Source organism: Nocardioides panacisoli, assembly GCF_019448235.1.
GTDB lineage: Bacteria > Actinomycetota > Actinomycetes > Propionibacteriales > Nocardioidaceae > Nocardioides > Nocardioides panacisoli_A.
The window spans coordinates 340,994-359,548 of the sequence record NZ_CP080409.1; the positions used below are offsets into that span (position 1 = coordinate 340,994).

The following is an 18,555-nucleotide window of genomic DNA, read 5'->3' on the forward strand; positions in this document are numbered from 1 at the left end:
GAGGTGGCCCGCTTCCCGCTCCCTGACGGCGTACGCCGTGCCCTGACGTTCTGGCGCCGGTCGGTCCAGGCCCGCGTCGTGGCGAGCACCCTGGTGCTGACCGCGATCGTGATCTGCGTGGTGGGCTGGTTCCTGCTGGGCCAGGTCCGCGACGGACTCCTCCAGCAGCGGGTCGACGTGGTGGTCAACGAGGCCGAGGCCGAGGTGGGCGACGCCCGCGCCCGGTTGGAGGCGGCACCCGGCACCGAGGGCAATGCGAGTCGTCAGCTGCGTGACCTCAGCGACCCGATCATCGAGCGGGCCGGGGGCCGGGGTGTCGCGGTCATCATCGGCGGCCCGGAGGTCGACGGGGTCGGCCTGGAGAGCGAGACCGCGCCGCGCACGACCGGCCTCGGCCTGGCCAGCGTCCCGCGGGACCTCCAGGACCACTTCGACGGCCTCAACCGGCCGACGGCGTGGACCTACACCACGATCGTGCGCGAGGGGACCGAGGGCGAGGACCTGAGCGAGCCCGGCGTCATCGTCGGTTCCCAGGTGGTCCTCCCCGCTGACGGCCGCACCTACACCGTCTACTTCCTCTACCCGCTGGCCGAGCAGGAGGAGACGCTCGGCCTGGTCACCCAGGCGCTGCTGACCGCCGCCGGACTCCTGCTGGCCCTGGTCGCCGGCGTGGCCTGGCTGGTGACCGGTCAGGTCGTGACACCGGTGCGGATGGCGCGCCGGGTCGCGGAGCGACTGGCGGCCGGGCAGCTGCAGGAGCGGCTCGAGGTGCGCGGGGAGGACGACCTGGCGCGCCTCGCGACCTCCTTCAACCAGATGGCGGTCAACCTGCAGCGCCAGATCCGCCAGCTCGAGGAGCTGAGCTGGGTGCAGCGCCGCTTCGTCTCCGACGTCTCCCACGAGCTGCGCACCCCGTTGACGACGGTGCGGATGGCCAGCGACGTGTTGCACGACGCGCGGGAGGACTTCGAGCCGGCGACGGCCCGCGCTGCCGAGCTGTTGCAGGTCGAGCTCGACCGCTTCGAGAACCTGTTGGTCGACCTGCTCGAGATCAGCCGGTTCGACGCCGGGGCCGCGGCGCTCGACGTCGAGGACGTCAACCTGCTCGACCTGGTGCACCGGGTCGTCGACGGCTGCCGCCCCGTGGCGGACGCGCGCGGCGTGGTGGTCCACGTGGAGCAGCCGGTGCGTCCGGTGCGGGCCGAGGTCGACGTACGCCGCGTCGAGCGAATCCTGCGCAACCTGGTCAACAACGCGATCGACCACGCCCGTGAGTACGGTGGCCGCGAGGACGTCACCATCACTCTGGCCTCGGACGGCAGGGCCGCCGCAGTGGCGGTGCGTGACCACGGTGTCGGCCTCGCGCCGGGGGAGGCGGCGATGGTGTTCAACAGGTTCTGGCGCGCCGATCCGGCCCGTGCCCGCAGCGGCGGCGGCACGGGCCTGGGCCTGGCGATCTCGCTCGAGGACGCGCACCTGCACGGTGGCTGGCTCCAGGCCTGGGGCCGCCCGGGGGCGGGCGCCCAGTTCCGGTTGACGCTGCCGCGACGGGTCGACGAGGACCTGCGCCACAGCCCGCTGCCGCTCGTGCCCGACGACGTCGGCCCCGGTCCGAACGCCATCGTCGACCCGACCCCGGTCAGCAGGGGAGGGTCGGCGTGAGGCCGCGCCGGGCGGCGATCGCCGCGATGCTGGGTGCCGTGCTGTTCACCGGCACCGCCTGCGTCGACCTGCCGACGTCGGGCCCGGTGGTGACCGCGACCAGCGACGCCCGCCCCGGCATCGACCCCGCCGCCGACGTGGACGCCCGCCCGCCGCAGGAGGGCGCGACCCGCAACGAGATCGTCACCGGCTTCCTGGACGCGATGACGTCGTGGCCGATCGAGACCAACGTCGCCAAGCAGTTCCTCACCCGTGACGCCGCCGAGAACTGGAACCCCGATGCCGGGACCGTGGTGTACGCCGACTACGTCCCCCCGGCGCAGGACGACGGCGTGGTCCGGGTGGAGCTGCTCGACGCCGACCGACTCGACGGGTCCGGTGGCTGGCGTGGCCCACTCGGCGAGGACGAACGCGCCGTGGACCTGCGGATGGAGCGCCAGGACGGTGAGTACCGCATCGCCAACCCGCCGGACGCGCTGCTGGTGCCCGACGCGTGGTTCCAGCAGCGGTTCCGCCAGGTCTCGCTGCACTTCCTCGACCCGGTCGGCAAGATCCTGGTCCCGGAGCCGGTGTTCGTGCCGATCGGGGAACAGCTCGCCACCTCGTTGGTCGAGGCGCTGCTCGCCGGCCCGCCCGAGGGCGCCGGGCGCGTGGTGCGCACCATGATCCCCTCCGGCCTGGACGTCGGCCTGTCGGTGCCGGTCAACGACGACGGGATGGCCCGGATCGAGCTCACCGGCGACACCCCGCCGATCCCACCCGAGGTGGCGGACTTCGTGCTCGCCCAGTTCGCGTGGACGCTGCGGCAGGACCCCGACATCGACTCCTTCCGCGTGACCGTGGGCGGCGAGGAGGTCGTCGCCACGCACTCCTCCCCGCCGTACTCCGTGGACGGTGCCGAGGAGTTCGACCCCTCCGGGGTGGGGGTCGCCGACGTGCTCTACGGCCTCCGCGACGGCGTCCTGGTCAGCGGACGGGTGGACGACATCGAGCCGGTCGAGGGCCCGCTGGGGCAGGTGGATCTCGGCCTGACGTCGGTGGCGGTCACGCCGGTCGGCGCCGTCGCCGCGGGCGTCGTCGACGGCGGGACCCGGCTCGTCCGAGCCCCGGCCAACGTCGAGGGTGAGGTCACCACGCTGCTGGAGGGCGCGCGGCTCGCGCAGCCCAGCTGGGACGCCTCCGAGCGGCTCTGGAGCCTGGACCGTGCGCCCGGCGGTGCGGTCGTCCGGCTGGTCGAGGGGGAACGGGTCCGCGAGGTCCGGGTACCCGGCGTGACCGGTGAGAACGCACGCCGGCTGCTCGTCTCGCGCGACGGCACGCGACTCGTCGCACTGGTCCGGGAACCCGCCGGGGACCGTGTCGTCACCTCCCGGGTCGTCATCGACTCGTTGGGCCAGGTGCGACGCGCCGTGGGCTCCCGCACGGTCCGCACCAATGCGGGTCCGCGGGTGCTCGACCTGGCCTGGACCGACCCGGTGGAGGTCTCGCTGCTGACCCCGGCCCGCGCCGGAAACCTCGTCGAGGTGACCACGCTCCCCGTCAACGGCGGGATCCAGGGAGCCACTGAGGTCTCGATCGTCGTGCGTGGCCGCGCCCAGGGACTCGCCGGGACCCCCAAGCCGGGCGAGCCGGTGTACGCCGTCCGGCCCGAGGAGCTGGTCGACGTCGGCACGCGCGCGGTGCGAGGACTCGCGGGCGTCACCACCTCGCTGGACTACGCGGGCTGAGTCCCTCCACAGGTGGCGACCGGACCCTTGCCCGGCTGCCCCACGGTGGGGTGCCATCGGCGAGTGGGGACCGTCATCAGTGAGCTCGTCGATGCGGCCGCCGACCTGCTGCTGGGCTCGGCCTGCCTCGGCTGCGGCCGCCCGGGGCGGCCCCTGTGCCCGGACTGTCGCGCCGGGCTCCCCGCCGGTGCGGCACTGCGTCGCCCGACGCCGTGCCCCGGCGGACTCGCCCCGACCTACAGCGCCGGTGAGTACGCCGACGCGCTGCGGTCCCTCGTCGTGGCCCACAAGGAGCGCCAGCTGCTGGCGCTGACCACGCCGTTGGGACACGAGCTCGCCGGTGCCGTGGCCCTTGCGCTGCGGGACGCCGGCGCGGCAGGACAGGTGCCCGTCGTCCTGGTCCCCGTGCCGTCACGGCCGTCGGTGGTGCGGGCACGCGGGCACGACGCGACGCTCGCGCTCACCCGTCGGGCCGCACGACAGCTGGGCCGCGGAGCCCACGCACCGCCGGTGCGAGTCGCCCGCCTGCTGCGGCTGCGCCCGGGGGTCGCCGACCAGGCCGGGCTCACCGCCGAGGAACGCCACGACAACCTGCGCCGATCCATGGCCGTCCGGGCGCGGCGTACCACCCGACTGGCCCGCCGCCACCCCGTCGCCCGGGTGGTCGTCTGCGACGACGTCCTCACCACCGGAGCGACCGCCCGGGAGGCCCAACGAGCCCTGGAGGCGGTCGGGATCCCGGTGCTGGCGGTCGCGACGGTGGCCGCCACGCGGCGACGCGCCGAAGATTCCCGGGCACCCCTTTCACCGCTTGCCCGAACCGACTAACGTCACCACATGGAGTCCGCCCGGGTCCGTGGTTGCGTCGTTCCGGCGCTCACGGGAGCGGGTTGCCGTCAGGCACGCACTCCCGGCCGGGAACGACAAGCCGATGCCAGTCGCAGGCGAAACGGCCCACGTAAGGCGACCGCGAGGTCGCTGATCACGGTGCGGCTTAGTCATGAGTCCTGCCTCCCGCCGCGCGCCAGATGCGCGCGACCGGGGGAGAAGGTCAGTAGTGGCACCAAGCTGCGAGAGCCTCAGCAGGCGGGTGTGGGGACGAAGACCAGGTCGGCCGGGCGGACTCCACCTCTGCCGTCGTGTGGAGCGTCGGCGGCGTTGGCCTCGCTCGACGACCGCTCCGCCTTCCAGGTCGCCAGCGCTCGGCCGCCTTGCCGCCGCACCCACACGACGACAGAGGTCGGCGCGCAGGCGGCGTCGGCCTCGCTCGACGACCGCTCCGCCTTCCAGGTCGCCAGCGCTCGGCCGCCTTGCCGCCGCACCCACACGACGACAGAGCTCGGCGGGCAGGCGGCGTTGGCCCCGCTCGACCGCTCCACCCCTCGCGCTCCCGCACGTCCCAGCAATCAACACTGTGGAGGTATCTGATGGATGTCGTGGTCACCGGACGGCACATCGAGGTCTCGGACCGATTCAGGGAACATGCCGCCGACAAGCTGACGAAGCTGGAGAAGCACGACCATCGCATCATGCGCGTGCACGTCGAGGTCGAGCGCCTCGGCAACCCGCGTCGCCACGACCACCAGATCCACCTCGAGCTCACCGCGTTCTCCAAGGGGCCGGTGATCCGGGCGGAGGCCGCCGCCGAGAACAAGATGGCCGCCCTCGACCTCGCGCTGGACAAGATGGCCAGCCAGATGCGCAAGGCCGCGGACCGTCGCAAGGTCCACCACGGCCTGCGTACGCCGACCTCGGTCGGCCAGGCGCTGGCCGACGTGCCGGTCGACGGGTTGGCCGCCGAGGGTGGCGAGGCCACCGACACCGTCGCCGAGCGGCAGGTCGGCCCCATCACCGTGACCGGTGACGGTCCGATGGTGGTGCGCGAGAAGACGCACCCGGCGAGCCCGATGAACCTCGACCAGGCGTTGTACGAGATGGAGCTGGTCGGTCACGACTTCTACCTCTTCGTCGACAAGGAGACCGAGCGCCCCTCGGTGGTCTACCGCCGCAAGGGCTACGACTACGGCGTGATCGCGCTCGACGTGCACTGATCGCGCCAGTCGCCGCCGGTGCGCGGCCCCGGGCGAGGTTTGGGCAATACCCCTCCGCGCGCCCGGGCTGCGTGCCATCATTCCGGCGTGAGCACATCTGCGATCCGCGTCGCCGTCGTCGACGGACGTGAGTTGTCCCGCCGGGGCCTCGCGTTGCTGCTGGACGACCGGGACGAGTTCGAGGTCGTCGCAGCGGTCGCCGGTGTCGGCGAGCTCGCCGTGGTCCCCGACGTGGCGCTCGTGGACGGCAGCGACCCCGGCCTCGACGCCTGCTCGGCCCTCCAGCAGCTCGCACCCACCGCGCGGATCCTGGTGCTGACCGACGCCGGCGACGCCGACCCGTTCGCCGCCATGGGAGCCGGCGCGCTCGGCCTGCTCCACCGTGAGGCCAGCCTCGGTGAGCTCGTCGAGGGCATCGGCGTCGTCGCCGAGGGACACACCCTGGTGAGCTCCTCGATGACCGCGCGCATGGTGTCGGGGTTCCGTGACACCAACGGTTCCGCCAACGGCCACGGCAAGCTCACTGCACGGGAGTCCGAGGTGCTCCTCCTGGTCGCCGGCGGCCTGAGCAACCGCGAGATCGGCCTCAAGCTGGGGATCGCGGAGAACACCGCCAAGAACCACGTCCGGAACCTGCTGGAGAAGCTGCGACTGCGTTCGCGCACCGAGGCGGCGATGTACGCCGTCCGCGAGAAGCTGGTCGAGCCCTAGGGCTCGCGCCGGGCCGCCACGCACGCCACGACTGTCCGTGCCCGCCCCTAGGGTGGCGGCCGTGCAGTCGATCTCATCCGCGCAGGCGCGCCGCATCGCGCTCGCTGCCCAGGGCTTCGCCGATCCCGCGCACTCCCGCCCGACCCTGCGCACCCTCCAGCGCGCGGTCGACCGCACCGGCGTCCTCCAGGTCGACTCGGTCAACGTGCTCCAGCGGGCCCACTACATGCCGATCTACTCCCGCATCGGGCCCTACGACACCGACCTGCTCCACCGTGCGGCCGACCGGCGGCCGCGTCGCTTGGTGGAGTACTGGGCCCACGTCCAGGCGCTGATGCCGGTCGACCTGTGGCCGGTGATGCACCACCGGCGCGAGCACTACCGCGCCCGGGGCGGCAAGTGGGCGGTGGTCGCCGAGGACCGAGCGCTCGAGCGACAGCTGCTGGCCGACGTCACCGCCCGCGGTGCGTCGACCGCCCGCGACCTCGACGACGGGTTGCCGCGGCGCACCGACCACTGGGGATGGAACTGGTCGCGCACGCGGCAGATGCTGGACTACCTGTTCACCGTCGGCGACCTGGCGATCGCGAGCCGCAACGCCCAGTTCGAGATCCGCTACGACCTGCCCTCCCGCGTCCTGCCGCCGGACGTGCTCGCGACCCCGCCGCTCGCCGAGCACGACGCCCACGTCGAGCTGGTCCGCCGCGCCGCCCGGTCCCACGGTGTCGCCACCGTCGCCGACCTCCGTGACTACTACCGCCTGCCGCTGCTCGCCGACGCGGAGCGTGCGGTGTCCGAGCTCGTCGCGGCCGGTGAGCTCGAGCCGGTCCGGGTCGAGGGCTGGAGCCGCACGGGCTACCTCCACCACGCCGCGCGGCGACCGCGACGCATCCGGGCACGGGCGCTACTGAGCCCGTTCGACCCGGTGGTGTGGGAGCGCACACGTGCCGAGGAGCTCTTCGGCTTCCGCTACCGCATCGAGATCTACACCCCGGCCCACAAGCGCGAGTACGGCTACTACGTGCTCCCCTTCCTGCTCGACGACCGGCTCGTGGCGCGGGTGGACCTGAAGGCCGACCGCGGGGCCGGCGTCCTGCGGGTGCCGGCGGCGTACGCCGAGGCGCACGCGCCGCCCGAGACCGCCGCCGAGCTCGCGGCCGAGCTGCGCCGCCTCGCCGACTGGCTGGGCCTGGTCGACGTCGTGGTCGACCCCCGGGGCGACCTCGCGCCCGCACTCGCGGCCGAGGTCACCGCAGCACCGTGACGGACTCGATGCCGGCCGGACAGGTCAGGAGTACAGCCGATCGAGCGTGTCGCCGTACTTGTGGTGGACCACGCGTCGCTTGAGCTTCAGCGTCGGCGTCAGCTCGTCCGACTCCGCGGTCCACTCCACGGGGAGGAGCTCGAAGGCCTTGACCTGCTCCGGCCGGGACAGTCGCTGGTTGGCGGAGTCGACCGCGTCCTGGGCGAGCTGCACGATCGCGGGGTGCCGGGCGAGCTCGGCGACGTCGGTGGTCTCGATGCCCAGTTGGCCGGCGACCACCGGCGCGATCTCCGCATCGAGGGTCAGCACCGCCACGACGTAGGGACGTGCCTCGCCGAAGGCGAGCGCGTGTCCGACGATCGGGCTCTCCTTGAGGAGGTTCTCGATGTTGGAGGGCGCGATGTTCTTGCCCGAGGAGGTGATGATCATCTCCTTCTTGCGATCCACGACCTTGAGGAAGCCGTCCTCGTCCATCTCGCCGATGTCGCCGGTGTGCACCCAGTCCTCCTCGTCGATGAGCGCACGGGTCGCGTCCGCCTGGAGGTAGTAACCCCGGGACACCACGGGTCCGCGGGCGAGGATCTCGCCGTCCTCGGCCAACGTGACCTCGACGCCCGGCATCGCCCTGCCCACGGTGCCGAGACGGAACTGGTCGGGGCCGCAGGAGGTGACGGCCGCGCACGTCTCGGTCATGCCGTACACGTCGTAGATCCGCATGCCGAGGCCGGCGAAGAACTTCGCGACCTCCAGCGGCATCGGGGCAGCCGCCGAGGCCGCCCACTCGCAGCGGTCCAGGCCCAACATCGCCCGCAGGAGGCCGAGGAGGCCCTCGTCCACCGCACGGAACCTGGCCTCGAGCTCGGGGGAGGGGGTGTTGCCGTACTCCTGCGCCTCGACGTACTCGAGGCCGACCGCGAACGCCTGCTCGGCCTGGGCCTTCTTCTCCGGGTCCTGCTCGGCGGCCAGCTTGGCCGAGATGCCGGTCCTGATCTTCTCCCACACCCGCGGCACGCCGAAGAAGCGTGTCGGGCGCACCTCGCCGAGGGCGCCGAGCAACTGCGCCGGGTCGGCGATGAGGTGCACCTCGCCGCCGCTGACCTGGGGGATGTACATCCCCAGGATCCGCTCGGCGATGTGGGCGAAGGGGAGGTAGGACAGGAAGACCAGGTCGTCGGTGTTGGCCGCCACCCGCAGCGAGCAGGCGCACTCGTAGAGCACGTTGTGGTGGGTCAGCACGACACCCTTGGGGTTCCCCGTCGTCCCCGAGGTGTAGAGGATCGTGAGCGGGTCGTCGGGCGAGAGCCCGTCGATGCGGGCCTGCAGCTCGTCGGTGTCCTCGGCGCGGCGGGCCGCGCCCTCCGCGACCGCGGTGTCCCAGGGGACGAAGCGCTGCCCGCGCGGAGCGGTGTCGATGACGACGACCTGGCGCACCGACCCGGAGGCGTCCAGCGCCGCCTCCCAGCGCCCCACGTGGTCGTCGGTCTCGAGGACGACCAGGGACGGCTCGGCGTGGCCGGCGACGTAGGACACCTGGTCGGCCGACAGGGTGTTGTAGATCGACATGGACACCGCGCCGGCGTGGACCGCGGCCAGGTCGGCCACGACGTGCTCGATGCGGTTGCTGGCCATGATCGCGACCCGGTCCCCGGGTCGGACACCGGCGGCGACGAAGGCGGCGGCGAGGTCGAGGACCCGTTCGCGCAGCTCCCGCCACGTCACCGTGCGCCATCCGGAGCCGTAGCCGCCGGACATGTCGATGCCGACCTTGTCCGCGTAGGCGGGGGAGTCGCCGAGCCGTGCCGCGGTGTCGGCGAAGGCGGTGACCAGGGTGAGGCCGTCGATCTCGGCCTCGACCTCCCGGCGGACGTCCAGGATTCCGGGGTCAGTGCTCATGGGATTCCTCTCGGGTCGGTCACCGGGGCCGGATCGGTAAGAATGACAGTAAGACTGTCACACAAGTACTGTCGAGTGTGAGGCACGTTTCGTCAAGGCTCTCCAGCGACTGCGCCTTGTGGGTCAGCAAATGACAGCCGTACTGTGACAGTCATGGCGACTTCGACGCCGGAGCCGGGCCCGGACGAGCGACTGTTCACCGTCGATGAGCTGGCCTCGGCGTCGGGCCTGACCGTCCGGACCACGCGGTACTACGCGAGCCTCGGCCTGCTGCCGCCGCCGGCGAAACGGGGCCGGATGGCCTGGTACGACGACACCCACCTCGCGCGGCTGGAGATGATCCGCGCGCTGCAGGAGCACGGCTTCACCCTGCAGGCGATCGAGGGCTACCTGGCCTCGCTGCCGGCCGACGCCGCACTGGAGGACCTCGCGCTGCAGCGCGCGATGCTCACGGCATGGGCGCCACCCGGACCCCAGGAGATCTCGCGACGCCAGCTCGAGAAGCACGCGGGTCGGCGCCTGGGCGAGGAGCAGCTGCGCATGTTGGAGGACGTCGGCATCGTGCGGCGTACCGAGGACGAGCGGGGTGCACGGTTCACGCCGCTGCAGGGGTTCGACGTCGCCGTGGAGCTGCTCGACCTCGACATCCCCATGGACGGCATGCGTGCGGCGGGTGCGGCGATCTCGCACCACATCGACGCGTTGGCCACGGACCTGACCCGGATCCTGCGGGACGAGGTCGTCGAGCCCCACCGGCAGCGCGCGCACACGCACCAGGAGACCGAGCGGTTCGAGCGCACGCTGACCGTGCTGCGACGGCTCACCCTCGAGGCGATCGTCAGCGCGTTCCAGCGCTCGGCCAACGACCTGATCGCCCGCTCACTGCAGCGCGAGCAGGGGGAGGCGAGCCACCGTGAGGCCCGCTGAGCGGTGTCCTCTAGGCTCGTCGCCGTGACGCAACGCACCTTGGTCCTCATCAAGCCCGACGCCGTACGCCGTGGACTGGTCGGCGAGGTGCTCTCACGGTTCGAGGCCAAGGGGCTCTCGATCGTGGCGATGGAGCACCGCACGATCGACGCCGCGCTGGCCGACGAGCACTACGCCGAGCACGTCGAGCGCGACTTCTATCCGCCACTGCGCGAGTTCGTCACCAGCGGACCGATGGTCGCGATGGTGCTCGAGGGCGACGAGGCGATCGAGGTCGTCCGCGCCCTCAACGGCGCCACCGACGGCCGCAAGGCCGCGCCGGGCACGATCCGGGGCGACCTGTCGCTCTCCAACCGCGAGAACCTCGTCCACGGGTCGGACTCGGAGGAGTCCGCCGCCCGTGAGATGGCGTTGTGGTTCCCCGGCCTGGCCTGACCCCGCCCGGCACCGGGTGACGCGTACCACACGTCTCCCGGGTCACACACGTCACATCCGTCACGGCGTGCCTCCCCGCGGCTGAGGCTGCGTGAACTTAGCCTCACCGCGTGAGGGTGAACAGCATCATCGGCCGCGACATGGCCGTTGACCTCGGCACGGCCAACACGCTGGTCTACGTGCGGGGGCGTGGCGTGCTGCTCGACGAACCCAGTGTCGTCGCGCTCAACGAGGCCACCGGCGAGGTGGTCGCGGTCGGCCACGAGGCCAAGCAGATGATCGGCCGCACGCCGGACTCGATCACCGCCCTGCGGCCCCTGCAGGACGGTGTCATCGCCGACTTCGAGGCGACCGAGGCGATGCTGCGCCACTTCATCGCACGCGTGCACCGCCGACGCTACTTCGCCAAGCCGCGCATGGTGATCTGCGTGCCCAGCGCGATCACGCCGGTCGAGCAGCGTGCCGTCAAGGAGGCCGGCTACCAGGCCGGCGCGCGGCGCGTCTCCATCGTCGAGGAGCCCATGGCCGCCGCCATCGGTGCCGGACTCCCGGTCCACGAGGCGACCGGCAACATGATCATCGACGTCGGCGGCGGCACCACCGAGGTGGCGGTCATCAGCCTGGGCGGCGTGGTCACCTCCATCAGCATCCGCACCGCCGGCGACGCGATGGACCGCGCCATCATTGCCTGGCTGAAGAAGGAGCACGGCCTGATGGTGGGCGAGCGCACCGCCGAGGAGGTCAAGATGACCCTCGGGTCGGGGTTCCCCGCCCACCAGGAGCCCGTGGGAGAGATCCGCGGCCGCGACATGGTCAGCGGCCTCCCTCGCACCGTCGAGGCCCGTGCCGTCGAGGTGCGCCAGGCGCTCGAGGAGCCGCTGCACGCCATCGTCGACGCGGTCCGCGTGACCCTGGACCGCACGCCGCCCGAGCTTGCCGGCGACATCATGGACCGCGGCGTGGTCCTCACCGGCGGGGGAGCACTGCTCCGCGGCCTGGACGACCGGATCCGTCACGAGACCGGCATGCCGGTGCACGTCGCCGACGAGCCCCTCACCTCCGTGGCGCTCGGCGCGGGCCGCTGCGTGGAGGAGTTCGAGGCCCTGCAGCAGGTCCTGGTCGCCAACCCACGGCGGTTCTGAGGCGCCCATGAGCCTGGACACCATGCCCCCACGTCGTCCGGCGGCGACCGAGGACGAGCGCGCGCGGCGTACGGGCGTCACCGACCGCACCGAGGCCCGCCGACTGCGCCTGCCGTCGCGATCCCTGGTCGTGGCCCTGGTGCTGGCGTGCGTGACGCTGATGGTGGTCGACCACGAGCGTGGCCCCGACTCACCGGTGGAGCCGGTCCGCAGCGTCGCCGGCGAGGTGGTCGGCCCGGCCGAGGCCTTCGTGTCCGCCGGGCTGCGTCCCGTGCTGGACCTGCCCGACCAGCTGCGCAGCAACCAGCAGCTGCGCTCCGACGTTGCGGCCCTGGAGTCGGAGAACGACACCCTCGAGGGCGCGCTCCGCGCGACCGGGTACGACGCGCAGCGGGTCGCCGCGCTGGAGGACCTGCGCGCGGTGGCCGGCGACCTCGGCTACGCGCTGCTGCCGGCACGGGTCATCGCGATCGGTCCGGCCCAGTCCTTCGGCCGCACCGTCACCATCGACGCCGGGCGCGACGCCGGGCTCGGCCCCGACATGACGGTGGTCAACGGCGACGGCCTGGTCGGCCGCGTCACGGCCGCCACGGCACAGACCGCGACGGTGCGCCTCGCGGTCGACACGGGCTTCACCGTGGGCGGACGGGTCGGGGAGAACATGGAGCTCGGCTTCGTCCGCGGTAACGGCGGACTCGGCGGCGACGGCCACCTCGACCTCGAGCTCGTCGACGAGACGGTCGTCCCGCGCGAGGGCCAGACCGTGGTCACCTGGGGCAGCGAGGGCGGGGCCCCGTTCGTGTCCGGGGTGCCCATCGGCGAGGTGACCAAGGTCTACGAGTCGCTGCGCGAGACCTCCTACCGGGCCGAGCTGCGCCCCTACGTCGACTACTCCTCGCTGGACCTGGTGGGGGTGGTCGTCCCGTCGGGCACCGACAGTGCCCGCCCGGTCATCGAGGCCGATCGCAGCGTGAGGATGCCATGACGACCGCTTCCCGCCTGCTCGCGGCGCTGGCCGCGACCACGGTCGCGTTCCTGCTGCAGGTCACCGTCGCGCCGCACGTCGCCTGGGACGGCGTGGTCCCGGGGCTCGTGCTGCTGGTGGTGGTCGGTGCCGCACTGGCCACCGACGCCCGGTTCGCCACGCTGCTCGGCTTCGGCGCCGGCCTGCTGCTCGACGTCGCGCCGCCCGCCGACCACGCCGCGGGGCGGTGGGCCCTGGCGCTGCTGGTCGTGGGCTACGTCGTGGGTCGTCTCGGCCACGACCACCAGCCGATGCCGGCCGGCCCCTGGGACGTGGAGCAGGTACGCCGCCTGCGCCGTCCGCCGCTGCACGTCGTCCTCGCGGCGGCGCTGGGTGGCTCGTTCCTCGGCACCTCGGTCTTCGCCCTCACCGGGCTCCCGCTGGGGGAGACCGCCGGCATCGGCACGATGCTCGACGTGGTCGGCCGCGGGATGATGGTCGACGGCGTCGCGGGCCTCGTCGTCGTGCCGGTCACCGTCTGGGCCATGACACGCACCCGCGGCTCCCAGCGGGCGCCGTCGCGTGACCCGTGGCGGCCTTCGGGGAGGGCGGTCGTCTCCTGATGCGCGCTCACCGCAGTCGGATGCGCCTGGTGGTGATCCAGGCGCTCATCTTCTCCCTGCTGGCCACCCTCGGCGTCCGGCTCTACTACCTGCAGGTCATGACGGGCGAGACCTACCAGGGCAAGGCCGCCTCGCAGTCGGTGCGCGACATCGTCGTGCAGCCCCAGCGTGGCCTGATCGTCGACGCCCAGGGCCGTCCGCTCGCGGCCAACCGGCTCTCCTGGGTCGCCTCGATCGACACCACGATGCTCGGCCGCATGAGCGAGCAGCAGCAGCGCAAGCTGGTGCGGCGCACCTCGCGCGTGCTCGACGTCGCCCCGCGGAAGGTGCGCGACAAGCTGACCCTGTGCGGCGCCGAGGGCGCGGTGTCGGGCCAGTGCTGGAACGGGTCGCCCTTCCAGCCGGTGCCCATCGCCCAGGACCTCGACGAGGACGTGGCGCTGCGGATCCTGGAGCAGGCCGAGGACTTCCCGGCCGTGACCGTGGAGCAGCAGAGCGTGCGGGACTACCCGCGGCCCTTCGGCGTCAACGCGGCGCACCTGCTGGGCTACCTCAGCCCGGTCACCGAGTCCGAGCTCGACGACGCGGAGGAGTCCGGCGACGCCTCGGTCAACGGCGCCTCCGTGGTCGGTCGCGCCGGCGTGGAGAAGACCTACGACCAGTGGCTGCGCGGCCAGCCCGGCCACCAGCAGGTGTCGGTCGACTCCATGGGACGCGTCCTCGGCGACGTCGGCACGCTGACCGCCCAGCCGGGCGACACCCTGGTCACCAGCATCGACGCCAAGGTGCAGTCGGTGGTGGAGAAGCAGCTCGCGCAGACCATCCGCACCGCCCGGCAGACCCGCGACACCGTGACGGGACGCAACTACGTCGCCGATGCCGGTGCCGCGGTGGTGATGGAGGCCCAGACCGGTCGGATCGTCGCGATGGCCAGCCAGCCGACGTACGACCCCGAGGTGTGGGTCGGCGGCATCGACGACCAGCAGCTGGCGCGGCTCTACTCCGAGGCGGCGGGCACGCCGTTGCTCTCCCGGGCGACGCAGGGACAGTTCGCGCCGGGGTCGACGTGGAAGCCGTTCATGACCGCCGGTGCGCTCACCAACGGCTACGGCCAGGATGCACAGCTCAACTGCTCCTCCAGCCTCCGCGTCGGCAACCGCGACTTCAAGAACTACGAGTCCGGCGCCTACGGCTTCATCGGCTTCCAGCGTGCGCTCGAGGTCTCCTGCAACACCTTCTTCTACCGGATCGGCTACGACTACTGGCGGCGGTGGGGGAGCGACGTGGGCAACGTCGACGCCAAGGACCCGCTGGTGGCGGAGGCGAAGGAGTTCGGCTTCGGCCGCCCCACCGGGATCGACGTCGCTGCGGAGTCCTCCGGTCGGATCGCGGACCGGCAGTGGAAGCTGGACTACTTCGAGCAGCAGAAGGACTACTACTGCGAGCTCGCCGAGGACCCCGGCGACGCCAGCCCGTTCCTCCGGCTCTTCGCCAAGGAATTCTGCGCCGAGGGCTACGCCTACCGTGCCGGTGACGCGGTCAACTTCGCGATCGGTCAGGGCGACACCGTGGTGACGCCACTGCAGCTCGCCCGCGCGTACGGCGCGCTCGCCAACGGCGGCACGCTCTACGAGCCACGGGTCGGCAAGGCCGTCGTCACCCCCGACGGCGACGTGCTGGAGCGGGTCAAGCCGTCGGTGCAGGGCACCGTGGATGTCCCGCAGCAGACGCTGGACTTCATCGACCAGGGCCTGCTGGGCGTGTCCCAGCAGGGCACGATGTCCTGGCGGCTGGGAGGCTTCCCGCTGGAGCAGGTGCCGATCCGCTCCAAGACCGGCTCGGCGGAGGTCCAGGGCAAGCAGTCGACGTCGTGGGTGGCGTCGTACTCCGAGGACTACGTCGTGGTGATGATGGTCAGCCAGGGCGGCACCGGGTCGGGCACGTCCGGACCCGCGGTCCGCACCATCTGGGAGACGCTGTACGGCGTCGACGGCGAGGCGGTCAAGCCCGGCGCCGCCGCGGTGCCCGGCGTCGTCGCCGGCAAGGCGCTGCCGGTGTTCGGCAAGGACGGCTCGATCCTGCCGCCGGCGCGGAAGCGGGGCGAGTGATGGGATCCCTCACGCGCGGCTCGTCGCTGCGCCGGGCGGTACCGGCCCGGTGGCGCCAGCTGGACTGGTGGCTCGTGGGCGCCGCGCTCGCACTCGCGGTGCTGGGCTGCGTCATGGTCTGGTCGGCGACCCAGCACCGCGCCGAGATCACCGGTGGTGACCCGCGGGCGTTCCTGGACAAGCAGATCGTCAACCTCGTCCTGGCGCTGTGCCTGGGCGGACTGGTGCTCGCGGTCGACCACCGCTGGGTGCGGATCTTCGCGCCGCTGGCCTACCTCGCGGTCGTGGTGGGGCTGGTGCTCGTGCTCACCATGGGCAGCACCATCAACGGCTCCCGTTCCTGGCTGATGCTCGGCGGGCTCTCGCTGCAGCCCTCGGAGCTGGCCAAGCTCGCGGTCGTCGTGGGCATGGCACTCGTGGTCGCCGAGCGCAGCGAGTGGTCGCTCGGCGCGACGTCGCGTTCCCGGCCCGGCTCCGCGCCGACCGGGCGTCGTGACGGCGGCCCCGGCGTCCTGGTGCTGATGCTGGCCGTCGCGGCCGTGCCGAGCGTGCTGATCCTGGCCCAGCCCGACCTGGGCACGATGCTGGTGCTGAGCGCGACCGTGGTGGGTGTCCTCGCCGTCGCGGGCGTGGCCCGGCGGTGGCTGGTGCTGCTGGGGCTCGGTGGCGTCGCCGTGGCGGCGTTCGCGGTGACCAGCGGTTTCTTGAAGCAGTACCAGATCGACCGCTTCCTGGCCTTCACCGATCCCACCCTCGACCCGCGCGGTGCCGGATACAACGTGGAGCAGGCCCGGATCGCGATCGGCAACGGCGGCCTGTTAGGCCAGGGCCTCTTCGAGGGCTCCCAGACCCGTGCCGGGTTCGTGCCCGAGCAGCACACCGACTTCGTCTTCACCGTGATCGGCGAGGAACTCGGGCTGGTCGGTGCGCTCCTGGTCGTCGCACTGCTGGCCGTCGTGCTCTGGCGCGCGCTGTCGATCGCAACCCACGCCGAGGACGTCTTCGGACGCGTCGCCGCCGCCGGCATCGCCTGCTGGCTGGGGTTCCAGTCCTTCCAGAACATCGGCATGTGCCTGGGCATCATGCCCGTCACCGGCGTTCCGCTGCCGTTCGTCTCCTACGGCGGGTCCTCACTGTTCGCCTGCATGATCGCGGTCGGCCTGCTGCAGAACATCCACCTGCGCTCCGCCTCCGCCCCGGCGGCGCGCCTCCAGCCCAGCCGCGGCGTACTCGCCCGCTCCCGCTGAGGCATGGACTTCCGCCGGGACCGAGTCGGCACCGCACTGGCCGGCACCAACCCCACGGTCCTGCGTCGCCTGCAGGCCGGGTTCGCAGTGATCGGCGACGTGCAGCATCTGCCGGGCTACTGCGTGCTGGTCACCGACGATCCGGCTGCGGACCAGATCACCGACCTGCCGATCGAGCGCCAGCACGCCTTCCTCGCCGACGCGGCGCTGCTCGGCCGTGCGGTGGCACTGGTGTGCGCCCACAGGGATCCGGACTTCCTCCGGATCAATCTCGAGATCCAGGGCAACACCGACGCGTTCCTCCACGCACATGTCACTCCCCGCTTCCGGTGGGAGCCGAGCGACCTCGTCGGGTGGCCGGCAGCCCTCCACCACTGGACGCGCCGTGTACCGGACGGGGCTGCCCTCGGCCCCGAGCACGTTGGGCTCCGGGCAGCGTTGGTCGACGAGATCGACCGGCAGGTGGCCGCCCAGCGGTGATCGGGGAGCATCGCGTGCACCTGTTGCCTGCGATCCTCCCCGATCAGCTCCGGAGGGCGCGGGCCGTGGCCTCGTCGGCCGGGAGGAAGGCCTCGACGCTCAGCTCGGCGAGGGCGATGTCCACCGCGGTGCCGAAGGTGGTCACGGTCGACACGAACGACAGCATCCCTGCAGGCCCCTGCAGGAGCAGGGGGACGGCGACCCGGCCCTGCGGTGACGGGTGCTCCTCGCCGCCGGGATAGTCGCGCAGCTCCGCCACGAGCGCGCTCAGGCCCTCGTCGCCGGTGATCGTCGCCTCGCGGTGGAGCCGGTCCAGCAGGTGGCCGCGCCACTCGGCCAGGTTGGCGATGCGCGGGGCCATGCCGTCGGGGTGCAGGCTGAGGCGCAGCACGTTGACCGGTGGCTCCAGCAGGTGGGGCGCGACTCCCTCCAGCAGCGGCCCGACGGCGGCGTTGGCCAGCACCAGGCGCCAACCGCGGTCGACCACGAGCGCCGGATAGGGCTCGTGACCGGCCAGCACGGCTTCCAGCGCGCTCCGCACCGGCGCCATCTCCTCGTCCTCCAGCGAGCGCTCCCGGTACGCCGGCGCGAACCCGCCCGCGAGCAGCAGCGCGTTGCGGTCCCGCAGCGGCACCTCGTAGTGCTCGGCGAGGCGTAGCACCAGGTCGCGGCTGGGACGCGCCCGCCCGGTCTCGACGTAGCTGAGGTGGCGGGTGGAGATGCCCGTCTCCGAGGAGACCGCCAGCTGGCTGTGGCGTCGGCGGGCGCGCCAGTCGCGCAGCAACGTCCCGACCCGGGCGTCGTGGGTGAGCGTCGTCGTCACCTCGCCAGTGTGTCGCCGATCGGGCCGCGTCGCCATGACCTGCGAGGTCATCGACGCCGGTCCTCGACCCGGCGACGCTGGGGCCATGGACACCACATCGCGCACCGCCACCAGCCGCACCGACACTGCCCCGCAGCCCTGGCTGCGGCCCCTCCTCGCCGTCGACGCGGCCGTCTCCGGCGTCAACGGCGTCGCCTACCTGCTCCTCGCCCCGACCCTGTCGGACCTGCTGGGGCCCGCCGACGGCGTACTCCGCGTCCTCGGTGCGTTCCTGGTGCTGTGGGGCGGCTGCCTCGCGGCCCTCGCCACGCGGCCGGTGCCGCCACGAGCGCTGGTCCGCGAGGTGGCCCACGCCAACCTGGCCTGGGTCGCCGGGTCGCTCGCCGCGGCCCTCGGCCTGCTGTCGCTGACCGGCATCGGCCTCGCATGGTGCCTGCTCCAGGCCGTCGTGGTCCTCGGGTTCGCGGCCGACCAGGTCGCCGGGTCGCGTCGCTGAGG

Annotated in this window: 17 protein-coding genes; 15 read left to right on the forward strand and 2 right to left on the reverse strand. The window is 72.6% G+C overall.

What is annotated here, in order from left to right:
* Window positions 1-3 precede the first annotated feature (3 nt).
* The 6 genes from mtrB to KUV85_RS01715 all read left to right on the forward strand — a co-directional run bounded on the left by mtrB (window position 4) and on the right by KUV85_RS01715 (window position 7,415).
* A complete protein-coding gene (gene mtrB / locus KUV85_RS01690; RefSeq protein ID WP_219961488.1) occupies window positions 4-1,662 on the forward strand; it encodes an MtrAB system histidine kinase MtrB in 1,659 nt (552 codons plus the stop codon).
* Window positions 1,659-3,389 carry an LpqB family beta-propeller domain-containing protein gene (locus KUV85_RS01695; protein ID WP_219961489.1) on the forward strand — a complete coding sequence of 577 codons (1,731 nt, stop codon included), beginning with the start codon at window positions 1,659-1,661 and terminating at the stop codon, window positions 3,387-3,389. The genes mtrB and KUV85_RS01695 overlap by 4 nt, the downstream gene beginning before the upstream one ends.
* A gap of 63 nt (window positions 3,390-3,452) precedes the next feature.
* Window positions 3,453-4,217 (forward strand): ComF family protein, encoded by a 765-nt coding sequence (locus KUV85_RS01700; protein ID WP_219961490.1) that lies wholly within the window; start codon window positions 3,453-3,455, stop codon window positions 4,215-4,217.
* A 599-nt stretch (window positions 4,218-4,816) separates the two neighbouring features.
* Window positions 4,817-5,440: a ribosome hibernation-promoting factor, HPF/YfiA family gene (hpf, locus tag KUV85_RS01705; protein ID WP_219961491.1), complete on the forward strand. Its 624-nt coding sequence runs from the start codon at window positions 4,817-4,819 to the stop codon at window positions 5,438-5,440.
* A gap of 87 nt (window positions 5,441-5,527) precedes the next feature.
* Complete coding sequence (locus KUV85_RS01710; RefSeq protein ID WP_219961492.1) at window positions 5,528-6,151, forward strand: LuxR C-terminal-related transcriptional regulator; 624 nt, start codon at window positions 5,528-5,530, stop codon at window positions 6,149-6,151.
* 61 nt (window positions 6,152-6,212) lie between these two features.
* On the forward strand, window positions 6,213-7,415 hold the full coding sequence (locus KUV85_RS01715; RefSeq protein ID WP_219961493.1) for a winged helix-turn-helix domain-containing protein: 1,203 nt from the start codon (window positions 6,213-6,215) through the stop codon (window positions 7,413-7,415).
* Between the two features lie 24 nt (window positions 7,416-7,439).
* Here the strand turns inward: KUV85_RS01715 and KUV85_RS01720 are convergent, their stop codons facing one another.
* Entirely contained in the window at window positions 7,440-9,308 is a 1,869-nt protein-coding gene (locus tag KUV85_RS01720; protein ID WP_219961494.1) for an AMP-dependent synthetase/ligase, read from the reverse strand.
* Between the two features lie 153 nt (window positions 9,309-9,461).
* Between KUV85_RS01720 and KUV85_RS01725 the strand changes: the two genes are divergently transcribed.
* The 8 genes from KUV85_RS01725 to KUV85_RS01760 all read left to right on the forward strand — a co-directional run bounded on the left by KUV85_RS01725 (window position 9,462) and on the right by KUV85_RS01760 (window position 17,234).
* Window positions 9,462-10,235 (forward strand): MerR family transcriptional regulator, encoded by a 774-nt coding sequence (locus tag KUV85_RS01725; RefSeq protein WP_219961495.1) that lies wholly within the window; start codon window positions 9,462-9,464, stop codon window positions 10,233-10,235.
* A 24-nt stretch (window positions 10,236-10,259) separates the two neighbouring features.
* Entirely contained in the window at window positions 10,260-10,670 is a 411-nt protein-coding gene (ndk, locus tag KUV85_RS01730; protein ID WP_219961496.1) for a nucleoside-diphosphate kinase, read from the forward strand.
* A 110-nt stretch (window positions 10,671-10,780) separates the two neighbouring features.
* Window positions 10,781-11,812 carry a rod shape-determining protein gene (locus tag KUV85_RS01735; protein WP_425299377.1) on the forward strand — a complete coding sequence of 344 codons (1,032 nt, stop codon included), beginning with the start codon at window positions 10,781-10,783 and terminating at the stop codon, window positions 11,810-11,812.
* A gap of 7 nt (window positions 11,813-11,819) precedes the next feature.
* On the forward strand, window positions 11,820-12,797 hold the full coding sequence (gene mreC, locus KUV85_RS01740; protein WP_219961497.1) for a rod shape-determining protein MreC: 978 nt from the start codon (window positions 11,820-11,822) through the stop codon (window positions 12,795-12,797).
* Entirely contained in the window at window positions 12,794-13,399 is a 606-nt protein-coding gene (gene mreD / locus KUV85_RS01745; RefSeq protein WP_219961498.1) for a rod shape-determining protein MreD, read from the forward strand. The genes mreC and mreD overlap by 4 nt, the downstream gene beginning before the upstream one ends.
* Before the next feature lie 20 nt (window positions 13,400-13,419).
* The gene (gene mrdA / locus KUV85_RS01750; protein ID WP_219961499.1) at window positions 13,420-15,507 is read left to right on the forward strand and encodes a penicillin-binding protein 2; all 2,088 of its coding nucleotides are present in this window, start codon (window positions 13,420-13,422) and stop codon (window positions 15,505-15,507) included.
* Window positions 15,507-16,754: a rod shape-determining protein RodA gene (gene rodA / locus KUV85_RS01755; RefSeq protein ID WP_219961500.1), complete on the forward strand. Its 1,248-nt coding sequence runs from the start codon at window positions 15,507-15,509 to the stop codon at window positions 16,752-16,754. Before mrdA ends, rodA begins: the two co-directional genes overlap by 1 nt.
* Window positions 16,755-16,757: 3 nt before the next feature.
* On the forward strand, window positions 16,758-17,234 hold the full coding sequence (locus KUV85_RS01760) for a hypothetical protein (protein ID WP_219961501.1): 477 nt from the start codon (window positions 16,758-16,760) through the stop codon (window positions 17,232-17,234).
* Window positions 17,235-17,277: 43 nt separating this feature from the next.
* On the opposite strand, the gene KUV85_RS01765 is transcribed toward KUV85_RS01760, so the two are convergent.
* Entirely contained in the window at window positions 17,278-18,057 is a 780-nt protein-coding gene (locus KUV85_RS01765) for a helix-turn-helix transcriptional regulator (protein WP_237690182.1), read from the reverse strand.
* A gap of 85 nt (window positions 18,058-18,142) precedes the next feature.
* On the opposite strand from KUV85_RS01765, the gene KUV85_RS01770 reads away from it, so the two are divergent.
* The gene (locus KUV85_RS01770; protein ID WP_219961502.1) at window positions 18,143-18,553 is read left to right on the forward strand and encodes a hypothetical protein; all 411 of its coding nucleotides are present in this window, start codon (window positions 18,143-18,145) and stop codon (window positions 18,551-18,553) included.
* Window positions 18,554-18,555: the final 2 nt, after the last annotated feature.

Excerpts from the sequence above, each read along its gene's own strand:
- hpf (WP_219961491.1), top strand. The coding sequence starts at position 4,817 with ATGGATGTCGTGGTCACCGGACGGCACATCGAGGTCTCGGACCGATTC.
- KUV85_RS01720 (WP_219961494.1), bottom strand. The coding sequence starts at position 9,308 with ATGAGCACTGACCCCGGAATCCTGGACGTCCGCCGGGAGGTCGAGGCC.
- KUV85_RS01725 (WP_219961495.1), top strand. The coding sequence starts at position 9,462 with ATGGCGACTTCGACGCCGGAGCCGGGCCCGGACGAGCGACTGTTCACC.
- mreC (WP_219961497.1), top strand. The coding sequence starts at position 11,820 with ATGAGCCTGGACACCATGCCCCCACGTCGTCCGGCGGCGACCGAGGAC.
- mreD (WP_219961498.1), top strand. The coding sequence starts at position 12,794 with ATGACGACCGCTTCCCGCCTGCTCGCGGCGCTGGCCGCGACCACGGTC.
- mrdA (WP_219961499.1), top strand. The coding sequence starts at position 13,420 with ATGCGCCTGGTGGTGATCCAGGCGCTCATCTTCTCCCTGCTGGCCACC.
- rodA (WP_219961500.1), top strand. The coding sequence starts at position 15,507 with ATGGGATCCCTCACGCGCGGCTCGTCGCTGCGCCGGGCGGTACCGGCC.
- KUV85_RS01760 (WP_219961501.1), top strand. The coding sequence starts at position 16,758 with ATGGACTTCCGCCGGGACCGAGTCGGCACCGCACTGGCCGGCACCAAC.
- KUV85_RS01770 (WP_219961502.1), top strand. The coding sequence starts at position 18,143 with ATGGACACCACATCGCGCACCGCCACCAGCCGCACCGACACTGCCCCG.